Genomic DNA, 12,530 nt, shown 5'->3' with positions numbered 1-12,530 from the left:
TAGTGTGGATAGGGATTAGCAGTATATCGCAGAAGGCTTGATATCATTAATATTTAAATATTTCGCGTTAAGGTGTTTCAAATTGCATCATTTGGTTTATATGTATAGTTGGCGATGAATTGCTGACTGGTTAAACCAAGTGATGCATTTACGCGGAAAGTCTTCCGATCGACAAGGTTGAAAAGAGGTCTGTTATGAGAAAAGACAATTGCAAAATGGCATTGCAGCGCAATGTGATTATAAATGATACATATCAGGTAAGGCAGGTATTAGCCAGCAGTGAGTTGGCTATTGTATATGCAGGGCGAGATCGTAATACAGGTGCCAAAGTAGCCATTAAGGAATTTTTTCCACAGAGAATGGCTGAACGGCAGGCAGACAAGCGAGGGGTGTTCTGCTCTTCACGAGGATACGGTGGGCAATATCAGGAGTTACTGGCTGCATTTCTGCTCGAAGGTGAACTATTATCGAAACTGGATCATCCTCATATTGTATCGTATTTGGATCATTTTGAAGCGAATGGTACGGGGTATCTGGTTATGGAATACTGCACGGGAATCACATTGACCGAGTATTTGAATGAACATAATCATGCTCTTGATGCTGCCTTCATAACGGAGACGCTGCTTCCACTGGTGGATACATTGGATTACATACATAAGCAAGGCATTCTTCACCGGGATGTGAAACCTTCCAACATTATGGTTATGGAGGATGGTACACCCAAACTTCTGGACTTTGGCTCAGCTACCCGTTGGCCGATGCAATCTGGAGAGAAACAGGTGATATTTACATCGGCAGGTTATTCTCCGCTAGAGTTTTATTCGGAGAAATCCAGTCAAGGACCGATGTCGGACATCTATAGTTTGGCAGCTCTGCTCCATTATTGGACATGCGGGCAACCTCCTATGGACGTGAAACAGCGGTTGTTCCAGGATGAATTGCCATCTGTTCGCTCACATAATGAGTATGTGAATCCTTGGCTCGCTCGTGTTATTCATTGGGGGTTGACGGTTCGTTCTGAGAAACGCTGTGCTTCCTTAGCTTGGGTCAGAAGCTCGCTGCGAGTTCAAGCCTGGGTATGGAAAGTGCGCAAGCCAGGTACAGTGGAATGGTCTTTAGCCGAGAATGAACATACGCAGGTCTATGAAGTGGAGTCGAAAAAGCAACATGAGACGGCGTAAGCAGTCATGACCTATGTTACTAAAGTAGATACGCTTAAATGAAAGCATAACCGTTAAATAGGTGTAAAATAGAAACAAGCCAGTTCTTACCCGTACATATGGGGCGAACTGGCTTGTTTCTTTTATAGTTTATAGAATACATCATCGTTTACCAATGTCATCCATTCGAGATATACGTTAAAAAAGCTCACATGCCTCGTTCTGTTTAGAACAATTGTGTGAGCTTTTTTGCGTTTTTTATAAAGATTTTAAATTGAATCCAATCAAAAAATAACAAAAAAAGTAATTTATTTTTGAAAAAACTCTTCATTTTCGAAAGTGATTTTAGGTCTAAAGAAACTTGTTTATCAGTTTAAGTTGTGAATAAAAGAATAGAATCCTGAATTTGTTAAATAAAGTCACTAAATTAGATAATTCGGTCTATTTATATGTAAACTTTTCCGAAGGGTAACAAACTGATTCATCTATTAACATACTCAATTACCCCAATTTACATCCCCTACGCTGCGGAATACGATAAGCCTAATCTGATCGTAAATCGCAGGAGGTATGAAATGAAACGAAAATCAACCCGATGGTTATCCGGTTTATTAGCAGCAGGAGTCATGTTGTCTTCTATGTTCTCCTTACCTGCTTACGCGGCGCCCTCTTATGGTCCTCTACAGCAGAGTGAAAGCGTTAAGTCTATTCTACAATCACTCACGCCAGAAGAAAGACAAGCTTTGAACCAGCTTCAAGTCATGGATGGTGAAGTTATCGACCCCAAGGTGAATACCAAAAGTAACGATTTGGTCCAAGTGATCATCCAATTCAAAAGCGAACCCGCTGCCGTTGCATTGAAACGGGCTGGATTAAACAATGAGAAGTTGTCAGAGCTTACGGCCGCAAGCAGAGTAAAACAAAATCATCAGCAATTCAAGCAGCACATTAAGTCATTGCAGCAGAAGAGAGGGCTATCTTATGATGCTGCCTCGATCCAAATCACTCAGGAGTATGAAACCGCACTAAATGGTGTTGCGTTAACAGTCCCTGGCGTAGCCATAGAAGACTTGATGAAATCCGGGGTTGTGAAAAAAGTATGGGCTGACCAGGAAGTGGTACTTGATCTGCCAGAGACAGACACATCAAGTGAATTTGCATCTGCATCCGGAATGCAACCTCGAATGGCTGATAGTGTGCCATATCTTGGCATAGACAACCTTCATGAAGAGGGCATCACTGGTAAGGGAATCAAAGTGGGTGTACTGGATACCGGAATTGATTATAATCATCCAGATTTAACAGGGGCGTATAAAGGGTATCGCGCTCATGCGGGTGAGGATCCAAAGCAAGTAGATCCAACGACAGTTAAAGGATGGGACTTTGTTGATAACGATGCTGACCCGATGGAGACGACCTATAAAGATTGGGAAGATTCGGGCTATAAGGAGCAAGGTGTATTAGCAGAAGATTATTATACTTCCCATGGAACACACGTATCGGGAACCATCGCTGGGCAGGCCAAAAATGACGTGGGGTATGCTGTAAAAGGTGTTGCTCCGGACGTAGACTTATATGTGTACCGTGTACTTGGCCCTGGTGGAAGTGGTGAGATGAGTGGCATTATTGCCGGAATTGACAAGGCCATTGAAGATGAACTTGATGTTATCAATCTATCCTTAGGGGCTGCCACGAATGATCCACTGGATCCTTCTTCGATCGCACTGAATAATGCGATGCTGCAAGGCGTGGTGAGTATGGTAGCAGCTGGTAATGATGGACCCAATGAAGGTACTTTAGGTACACCGGGAGCGAGCGCGCTGGCCATTACGATTGGTGCTTCCGATGTTCCGTTAACCCTTCCTACGGCTACTGTGACTATGGATGTGTATAACAATCCAAGTGAGGGAGAGACAGAGGAAACACCTGTAATGGAAGAAGAAGAACCTGCTCAGGGTGAGGAAACATCTGTAGAGGAAGAAGTGGCACCCGCAGAGGAAGAAGAAGCGCCACCAACAGCAGAAGAACCATCTGCAGCAGATGTAGAAGCATCGGCAACAGGAGAAGAGACACCAGCAGCAGATGTAGAAACTCCACTATCAGTAGAAGATGCACCTGATGCAGAAGCAGAAGCACCACCAGCAGCAGAAGAAACACCTGTAGTAGAAGAAGAAGCGCCGGCAGAAGAAGATGAAACACCTATAGCAGGAGAAGAAGCACCAACGAAAGAAACACCTGCTGCAACTTATACTGAGGTGTTACCTCTGTTTGGTAAAGATTTTACTGACGATCTGACCACGCTTGAAGGCAAAACCTACGAACTTGTTTATGCAGGGCTTGGTAATGCTTTTGATTTTGAAGGTATTGATGTGCAAGGCAAAGTGGCCCTAATCACTCGGGGAGATATAGCACTCGATGCCAAGATTGTCAACGCAAGAAAAGCAGGGGCGGCAGCAGCAATTATATATAATAATGTTGAAGGAACAATCCCTAATTATTTGGGTGAAATGAACGGGTATATTCCTACATTCCAAATGATGAGAGAGCTTGGAGAAAAACTAAAAGAGTTGAACGGTGTGACGGTCACCTTTGGCGCAGCAGGCCAAACCGTTACGGAAGGCAATAAACTGGCCGATTTCAGTTCCCGAGGTCCAGCTGCCGTGAATGATGATATTAAACCTGATATCGTAGCTCCGGGCGTAGCTGTTTTTTCAACCTATCCTGTATTTGTGAATGATCATACGGGCGAGAATTATAATATTGCCTATGCACGAATTTCGGGTACTTCCATGGCAACCCCGCATATGGCGGGTATTGCTGCACTTATGCTCCAGGCACATGAAGAATATACACCTTTTGATGTGAAGACTGCTCTTATGAATACGGCTGTCGATCTGGACGGGAATTATTCCGTGTATGAAGTAGGTGCAGGCCGAGTAGATCCGTACCGGGCAGTCCACACATCCGTATTTGCCAAAGTTCAGGATAAAACGATTCACTTCTCGAATGACGAATCCATCCTGATTGATGAAATTACAGGTTCCATCGTATTTGATAGTGCATATCTGGAAGAAAACGGCCGGGAAAACGTATCTGACAGCCGGACAGTTAAGATCGAGAATAAAGGGGACCGTACCAAAACATATAACACTTCCATGAAGCTGTTAAACGATATGAACTTAAATGTTCATCTTCCAGAATCCATTACTGTAAGTGGCGGAAGTACGGAAGAGATGATTGTTTCAGTGGATATACCACAGGACACGCCAAGTGGTCGATATGAAGGATATGTATATCTGGATACGGAAAATGCGGCGGATCATATTCAGATCCCATTCTCCATCCGTATTAGTGAAAAGGGCATTAACTCCGTGGAATTGATTCCACCATCCATCACAAATGATACTCCATTTCACCAGTTCCTGAATCGTATTACACTGAGTGCTATTCAATTGGGAAGTCCCATTGATTCTGTGGATGTATTACTGAAGGATCGCGAAACAAACGAGGAAATCGGGTTTGTAGGTACCTTGAATTCGCAGTCCATGCTTCCGGGAGTGGAATATCTGATGCTGAATGTGTTTAGAGGTTATGCATTTCCGATTGAAAACGGGGAGATCTCCAACGTTGCGCGATTTGTCCCTGAGGGCAGCTACACACTTGAGTTCATCGGGACGGATTCGGACGCCAAGCAGTATTCATACGAAACATTGGTAGTTGTGGATAATACAGCCCCCGAGATTGATTTGGGTATAGAGCCTGGCGTATACGAGCTCAATGATAGTATGCTCACGGAAAGGGAAGGTGGACAGGGCGTCTGGTATGATGGCACAGCTATCGATTCAACAGTTCAAACCTTTGTTGATAATGGGATCACTGCGTATGATCAATCTTCCAATCGTATCATTTTCTACGAGAATGGCAGTCCTTTCTATTCGGGCGAATTGTCTGTTTCCAAAGATGGAAACATATCATTTGGTATTACCAAAGAAGAATATGATAATGGTTACGAACTTCGACTCTTTGGATTGGATGCGGGTACAGCGGCAAATGCCGTTAAGGACCATCGCTATGGGTTTATCTCTGAAGGCAAACCTTATGTGACCAGTAAATATGACAAAGACCAAGTCCGTAAAGGAGATACCATTACCCAGACCATTCAATTGAACGATGTGGAGAAGTTGAACGGTATTTCGTTTACTCTGGAATCGATGTATGACTACAAACAATTTAACCGGATTGAACCCACGCCTGAACTGCAGGCATTACTGGATGCAACAGGTGCCGAAGTGAAATTCAGTGATCCTGTAGTGGACCAAAGAGAACTCAGCTTTGAGGCATCCATCTCAGGTGGGTCCTTTGAAGGAATCACAGGTTATCTTGATTTGTTCCATGTTGTCTTTGATGTAACCAAGGATGAATATTATTTTAAGAAAAGCGACGTACCATTACTTGAAGTGAAATATACGACTGTTGGTATGAAAGAGAACGAAGAGAAATTGGCATTAACCGCGTTTAACACAGACAGTTATGAAGTGATCTCCAAATCATCAAGAACATATGGTTTTGTACGTCCAGAAGCTTTTATGGTCGATGGAGAGTATCTGGATTTTGAAAATGACTATTCGGAAATGGGCATTGAAGTTTATGCCGAGACGGCTTCCGGTGAGAAATATGAGGGGACTGTGCAAAATTATGGTGAGTTCCTTATCGATGGGATTCCGGCAACAGGAGAAATGACGACCATCTACACACGAGTTCCGGGTCATTTACCTTCCAAGCTGGCAGTGGTTCTGAGCAAGACGATTGATGGCGAATATTATGGCATCAATCAAATGAACTCGTCCGACTTTACGTATGCAGGAGATATTAATGGGGATGGAGTCATCGATATCTATGACATGGAGCTTGTAACGAAACATTATCATACTTCGGATGAAATCGCCGATATTGACCAGGATGGCTCTGTAGGAGACGCCGAAGTGAATTATATTACGAATAACTTTGGAATGACTGCTAACTATTCTACCAAGAAGCCTGTTTTGCAAATTGGGGACAAAGACTTAGGGTACTTCCTCAATAAAATTCAGGAAATGAACAATGGTGGTTCTGGTAATAATGGGGGCGGTTCGGGAAATAACGGTGGCGGCGGATCGTCTACGACCCCTGCACCTGTCCCAACACCTGCACCAACCACAGACCCAGATCCAAGCCAAAATCAGGTCATTACAGAAAAAGAATTGAAAGCAGTGACAAACGGTACCGCAAATGTGGATATTATAGTCGGTAAAAAGATTGAGCTGCCTGTTAATGCGGGGGATTTGTTGGGTGCGAATTCACTCACACTTTCTCAGCAAGGTGTACTATCACTCACCATTCCATCTAGCGTATTGAAAGAACTGCAAACCAAAGGAGGTTCTGGTGCTGCTGGTGGCAAGATCATTTTGGATATAATGAAACAAGATGTGAAAGCACCAGAAACAAAACAAGGTCTCACATGGACAACCGCAGGTGTTGCTTATGACGTTGAACTGTATCTCCAGGTTTCCAGTGAGAGATTATCTCTGTCCTCGCTTTCTGAAGATGTTACGCTGACACTCTTTTACGACAGAAGGTTAAACAGCGATCTGATTGGAATGTATAATGAAGATTCATCTGCGGATCAATGGGATTACGCAGGTGGGAGCGTTGATGAAGAGAAGGGTACCGTTACTTCCCAATTGTCTGATATGGGCACGTATGCACCGTTCGCTTACGATAAATCCTTCGAAGACGTGGCGCCAACTCATTGGGCAAGTGAAGCCATCAAGTCTCTTTCGGCGAAACATGTGCTGACAGGCAAAACAGAGACTGCGTTTGATCCACAAGGTCAAACGACTCGTGCCGAATTCGCCGCTTTAATCGTGAGAACCCTTGGTTTAGAGGTGAAAGGTAACGAATTACCATTTGGTGATGTGAGTAAGGATGCCTGGTATGCAGACAGCGTGGCTGCGGCATATCAAGCAGGTCTGGTTCAGGGAATAGCGAATGATAAATTTGCTCCGACCCAAACTATTTCACGTGAAGAAATGGCAGTGCTCATGATGAGAGCATACGAATATCAATCCCAATCCAACCATATCCAGTCCGCTGTTGCCGGTTATACGGATGAAGCAAACATTGCATCTTGGGCAAAAGAAGCTGTGGCAAAAGCTTCCGAGCTTGGTGTAATGAACGGTTCTACTGGTGGGCAATTCAAACCGAAAAATAGTGCTACACGTGCCGAAACGGCCCAAACGGTTCACAATTTACTTTCATTGCTGAAATAAGAAGTACAAGGATAAGAGGTTCCTCCAGCATTAGGAGGCCCTCTTATTTTTTTGTTTTTTTATCTAAGTGAGCTTCTAAAATTCTCTTCCCAAGTACATCAGACTCCAATATATAACTGGCAGAGTCCATATTCGAACCCTATAATTAGGAATAAAATGATGGATTAAAATGAGGTGTAGTGATGATTGAAGGGAAGATTATTAAATTTTACCGGGAGAAGAATAAACGAACTCAAGGCGAACTGGTGAAAGGAATCTGTTCAGTCACACATCTGAGCAAAATTGAACGGGGAATGACAGAGTATTCCCAAGAAATTATGGACATGCTCTGTGATCGACTATGTATTGATATGGCAAGGGAAGTAGCGAGATATCATCAAATGAATGATCTGCTGGATTCATGGCAAGAGTCCATTATTATGCAGAGAACTGCCGAAGCTATTCGTCTCAAAGACAAGTTGGAAGTGGAACCGTTAAAAGGTATTCCTGACCTGCGTTTATCCTATGACTTGCTGCAGATCCGATTTTACTTGTTTATGAATAATATCGTTGAAGCCGAGAGACTTATAGCCGAAGTTGAGATTCCGGATGAATCGGAGCATTCATATGAACATTATTTTTATCACCATGTGATGGGGATTTATTATTTCCTTACAGGACATTATAGCAAGTCCATCCAGACGTTAACTTCAATTAATCAGTCCAAATATACGAATCATGAGTACTTCTATCATCTGTCCCTGGCATATCACTCGATATATTCGAACATTACGTCGTACTATTACGCCGAGAAAGCTATCCAGCATTTTCGGAAAACGCTCAATATGGTGCGGATCATTGACACTGAAACCATTATGCTGGTTCAGCTCAATTCCCGTGAGTATCATGATTTTCCTGAGACGAAACGCAGATATGAGAATCTGATTCGAATTAGTGATGATTGTGGGCTCCCTGACCGAAAAGCAAAGCTGTTGAACAATCTGGGTTATGAATATAACCGGCGGAAGCAATATGAGGATGCTGCTCACTGGTACAGGCAAGCGCTTGATATCATTCCGGAGAAACAACCGTTATACCTGATGGTACTCAATAATTACATAGAATCGAATAGGCTAGGGAACCTCATTCCTGCAAACAAACTGTTGGACATGTCTTTGGAAGCTTTGCATAATTCTAAACTTATTTCAGACGCAAGTTATATGGAATTGGAACTCCAGTCTGTCATTTTACAAGGGCAGGAGCAAGCGTATTATGAAATGATAGAAGAGCGAATTCTTCCTTATTATCGTGAACTTGGTTCCCAGTATCTTGCTGAACGTTATGAAGAGATATTGTTTCATTATTATATGGATCATGGTGAGAAGGACAAGGCGCTCAGGCTTGCAAAAAATCGTTTCGAATCACAAGCGACTTCACTTATATAAGGGTAATATAAGAGTAAGAGAAGTGTCGACGACCTATGAGTGGTTTGAAACGAACACCCCAACTCCGATACAATGTTCTCATAGAGTCTGAGAGAATGGATCAAATACGGTGCAGAAATGGAGAAAACCAATATGACTGAATTTATCAACGCTGACGATATTAATGACGTAATTCTGGCTGCGGCAGCAAACGAGCTGGAGCAGATGGTGGACAAAATGTGTGAGCTGATCGGCACGCCTTTGGAACAGACAACAGAACTGGAGCGTCAGGTCATGGCTGCTTTTGGTTTTGGCGCGGTGTATGGCATCACTCATCGGGATCAGCTGGCGGAGCCGCAGGCCCATGCCTTGAGCATTCGGATGCTGATTAAACCGTTTAATTACAGTGAACAGCAGGCGGTTGATTTTGCCGATGATCTGATTCGGGTGGCTTCTGATCGTGAGGTTCATCCGGTGATGAATACGATTATCCAACGTGGGATTGATGGACACCGCCAATTCAATCAGGAAGATGATGAAGGATTGGAACGTAACATTCAGGAGATTTTAACCGCGGTTCAATCGCAAAAATAGACGGTTTTATTAGATGTGGGAGATGATTGCATTGGATCTGATGAAATTAAGCAAGGAACTCTCATACGCTCTGCGACATTCACCATGGGAGTATGAACTGGAACTGGACGAAGAGGGTTGGGTGGAGATCTCGCAATTGCTGGTGGCTTTACATGAAAGTCCGCAGTGGAAGGGAGTCACGCAAGTTGATCTGGAGCAGATGATTCAAGCCTCGGAGAAAAAGAGACATGAAATCCGTTCTGGCCGCATTCGGGCATTGTATGGACATTCGACCCCCCATAAGATATCAAAGTTATCTGCTGAGCCACCGGAAACCCTGTACCATGGGACCCCGGCACGCGCAGTGCATTCTATTATGGAACATGGCTTACAGCCACGGCAAAGGCAATATGTACATCTGTCCGCAGATATCGATACGGCCAATCAGGTGGGACGAAGACGGGATGATCAGCCTGTCATTTTGAGAATCAATGCTGCTCAAGCGGCCACAGACGGAATCCTTTTTTATTATGGAAACGAAAATATCTGGCTGGCCGATCACATTCCCGCACGTTATATTGTTGAGCAGTGAGCAGTGAGCGATGAACTGTTGTGGAAAACATAAATACCTATCTCGAATTACAGCAGTCACAATGAATGGGTTGAGTGTACAGTCATCCGTTCAACGGGGATATCGTTGTATTGATCGTTAGCTACACCAAACCAAAAAAAGGGACGCATCCAACATTTGTTGGTGTGTCCCTTTCTCATATTCAAAACTTACTTGCCTACAATTGCTTTAATACTTTCGCTAAGTGGCTGAGCCGGACGGCCAAGCAATTTCTCTAAAGTATCACTCTCTACAGCCAATGCGCCTTCACGGATGGCACTTTGCATATCAACAAGCATCGATACGACAAAGTCTGGTAGACCTGCACCTTTCATGATGTCGGCGTAAGCGGCATCGTCCACGTTTTGCACGTTGATTTCCTGCCCAAGCACTTCACCAACAATGGCAGCCAGTTCAGCTTGTGTGCGTAGTTTGCCGGACAATTCATATACGGTATTCTCATGTCCTTCGCCTGCGAGTACAGCTGCTGCAGCATGGGCGTAGTCACTGCGGGTAGCCCAGCCTACTTGGCTGTTGTTGGTGGCATGAACCCAAGGTGCACCTTGCGTAGCTGCTTGCACACTGCCTGCTTCATTTTCCAGGTACCAGTTGTTGCGCAGGAAGGAATACGGAATGCCGGATTCACGAATAGCTTTTTCTGTAGCGCGGTGAACTTCCGCCAGGGAAAGGGTATTTTTTTCTGCATTCACAACGCTTGTATAAGCGATGAATCCCACACCTGCGCTCTTGGCAGCGTCAATGGCAGCCTGATGTTGGCGAATACGCGTTTCATTGTCACCATCAGTTGAGATGAGCAACAGACGATCTACACCGGCAAAAGCTTTCTTCAACGTCTCCGGTTGATCGAAATCACCGTGACGCACGTCAACCCCTTGAGTGCGGAGTGCTTCCGCTTTTTCCGGATTACGTACACTTACTGCCAAACCTTTGGCAGAATCCGTTTTTAACAATGGCTCTACAACCAGTGAACCCAATTGACCTGTTGCGCCAGTAACCAAAATTTTCATTTTCTTTTCCTCCTAGATATGTGTTTTGTTTGCATATGGATGTAATCAAAATTGTTATAACAGGTGTGATTACAACGAAAGGGTTAAAAAAAAGCTCATTATGAGCTTTTTTATTCAGAGACATGAATCTGATCCATCATCTGTTGTATGGTTACACGATTCAAGCGCTGTTCCATGGCTGTCTGAGCCTCAATGAGTTCGGCACGCAAGGTGTGTTCAATCATGTTTCCGACCGGACATTTCGGATTCGGATGTTTGTGAAAGTTAAACAATTCCCCATCCTCCACGACCTCAAGCGCTCGATATACATCAAGAAGGGTAATGTTCGCCGGATCTTTCAACAAGGAAGCACCGCCCACACCGGGTCTGACGTCAATCAGACCAGCCTGTTTCAGCTTGGACATAATCCGCCGAATAATCACGGGATTTGTATTCACACTCTGCGCGATCACATCTCCGGTGCATTCATTGGGCATAACAGCGATCAGGGACAGGGTATGCACCGCAATGGAAAAGCGACTGCTGATTTGTCTCATGGGATAATCACCACCGTTGTAACTATAATAGTTACAAAGAGATCGGATGTCAATTCTTTTATATTATATTTTAATGGATAGTTGCTGTTGTTCTGTAATCGTAGATGATCAAACAGATGATAATTGAACTATCAGCTATGTCAAATAAATGAGTTGTGGTTCTTTTGAAGCGTTAAAAAAGAAGTAGGTTTCAAACCTTTTAATGTAATAATAGGGCTAAATTCCTATTATTTTCAAGTTAAATGGAACTATATGGTTTTCTTGTTTGCGTACAGAAGAAGAAAAATGACAAAAGCTTCGACAAACTAGAAAATTATGTATGAATTGACAAATGTAAAAGCGATTATATAATGTGTTTAACTACAAGATTGTACATTTAGTTACAAATGATTCCAAATAACAAACGGCGGGAGTGGAACAGGCATGTGGTTTTTGGTTCTATGGTTGTTAGGTCTAATTTCAGGGGGAGTACACCTATATGTGTTAGGTTTTCCCGGGGAAATGAGCGAGATTAGCAGAGTATTGCTGCTTCATCAGTTTGTGGTTACGTTTGGATTGGTTGGAGTGATTGGTTATGTTGTCAACATTGCCAGAGCGGATCAGACAGCCAAAATGTTAGGATGGCCTGGTGGACCATTTCAGGTTAAATACGGTTTTTCCCAGGTAGGGCTTGGAGTTATGGGGATTATGGCCATCTGGTTCCAGGGGAACTTTTGGGTTGGTGTATTGGTAACGATGTACATATACGGATTAAGTGGTCTTTGGTCTCATACTTATGTCATGATTAAAAATCGCAAGGCAGATGGAGACAGTATCGGGAATCTCATTATGGATGTGGTGTATCAAACGTTTATCACGGTGCTCTCCGTATTGGCTGGTGGAATCTGGGTAATGCACTAAGCTGTAACT

Annotated in this window: 8 protein-coding genes; 6 read left to right on the top strand and 2 right to left on the bottom strand. The window is 43.7% G+C overall.

What is annotated here, in order from left to right:
* The first annotated feature begins 194 nt into the window (after positions 1 to 194).
* From EL84_RS28085 to EL84_RS28065, 5 genes are all read left to right on the top strand, one after another.
* Positions 195 to 1,184, top strand: a complete 990-nt coding sequence (locus EL84_RS28085) for a serine/threonine protein kinase (protein ID WP_047843836.1) — start codon at positions 195 to 197, stop codon at positions 1,182 to 1,184.
* 554 nt (positions 1,185 to 1,738) lie between these two features.
* Positions 1,739 to 7,471 (top strand): S8 family serine peptidase, encoded by a 5,733-nt coding sequence (locus EL84_RS31000; RefSeq protein ID WP_053061632.1) that lies wholly within the window; start codon positions 1,739 to 1,741, stop codon positions 7,469 to 7,471.
* A gap of 182 nt (positions 7,472 to 7,653) precedes the next feature.
* Complete coding sequence (locus EL84_RS28075; protein WP_047843835.1) at positions 7,654 to 8,895, top strand: hypothetical protein; 1,242 nt, start codon at positions 7,654 to 7,656, stop codon at positions 8,893 to 8,895.
* Positions 8,896 to 9,027: 132 nt separating this feature from the next.
* Complete coding sequence (gene imm48 / locus EL84_RS28070) at positions 9,028 to 9,468, top strand: Imm48 family immunity protein (protein ID WP_053061631.1); 441 nt, start codon at positions 9,028 to 9,030, stop codon at positions 9,466 to 9,468.
* A 31-nt stretch (positions 9,469 to 9,499) separates the two neighbouring features.
* Positions 9,500 to 10,039: an RNA 2'-phosphotransferase gene (locus tag EL84_RS28065; protein ID WP_047844448.1), complete on the top strand. Its 540-nt coding sequence runs from the start codon at positions 9,500 to 9,502 to the stop codon at positions 10,037 to 10,039.
* A 188-nt stretch (positions 10,040 to 10,227) separates the two neighbouring features.
* Here EL84_RS28065 and EL84_RS28060 read toward each other — a convergent pair whose 3' ends face one another.
* Entirely contained in the window at positions 10,228 to 11,085 is an 858-nt protein-coding gene (locus tag EL84_RS28060) for an SDR family oxidoreductase (RefSeq protein ID WP_047843834.1), read from the bottom strand.
* Positions 11,086 to 11,195: 110 nt separating this feature from the next.
* Positions 11,196 to 11,621, bottom strand: a complete 426-nt coding sequence (locus EL84_RS28055) for an Rrf2 family transcriptional regulator (protein WP_047843833.1) — start codon at positions 11,619 to 11,621, stop codon at positions 11,196 to 11,198.
* Positions 11,622 to 12,044: 423 nt separating this feature from the next.
* Between EL84_RS28055 and EL84_RS28050 the strand changes: the two genes are divergently transcribed.
* Positions 12,045 to 12,521 (top strand): DUF6790 family protein, encoded by a 477-nt coding sequence (locus EL84_RS28050; RefSeq protein WP_026080959.1) that lies wholly within the window; start codon positions 12,045 to 12,047, stop codon positions 12,519 to 12,521.
* Positions 12,522 to 12,530: the final 9 nt, after the last annotated feature.

Origin of the sequence: Paenibacillus sp. VT-400, assembly GCF_001029205.1 — a bacterium.
Taxonomy (GTDB): domain Bacteria; phylum Bacillota; class Bacilli; order Paenibacillales; family Paenibacillaceae; genus Paenibacillus; species Paenibacillus amylolyticus.
The sequence above is the reverse complement of the archived record's forward strand: the minus strand, read 5'-3'. Positions and strand labels throughout refer to the sequence as shown.

Coding starts and splice junctions, on each gene's coding strand:
- EL84_RS28075 (WP_047843835.1), top strand. CDS start 7,654: ATGATTGAAGGGAAGATTATTAAATTTTACCGGGAGAAGAATAAACGA.
- imm48 (WP_053061631.1), top strand. CDS start 9,028: ATGACTGAATTTATCAACGCTGACGATATTAATGACGTAATTCTGGCT.
- EL84_RS28085 (WP_047843836.1), top strand. CDS start 195: ATGAGAAAAGACAATTGCAAAATGGCATTGCAGCGCAATGTGATTATA.
- EL84_RS28055 (WP_047843833.1), bottom strand. CDS start 11,621: ATGAGACAAATCAGCAGTCGCTTTTCCATTGCGGTGCATACCCTGTCC.
- EL84_RS28050 (WP_026080959.1), top strand. CDS start 12,045: ATGTGGTTTTTGGTTCTATGGTTGTTAGGTCTAATTTCAGGGGGAGTA.
- EL84_RS28060 (WP_047843834.1), bottom strand. CDS start 11,085: ATGAAAATTTTGGTTACTGGCGCAACAGGTCAATTGGGTTCACTGGTT.
- EL84_RS31000 (WP_053061632.1), top strand. CDS start 1,739: ATGAAACGAAAATCAACCCGATGGTTATCCGGTTTATTAGCAGCAGGA.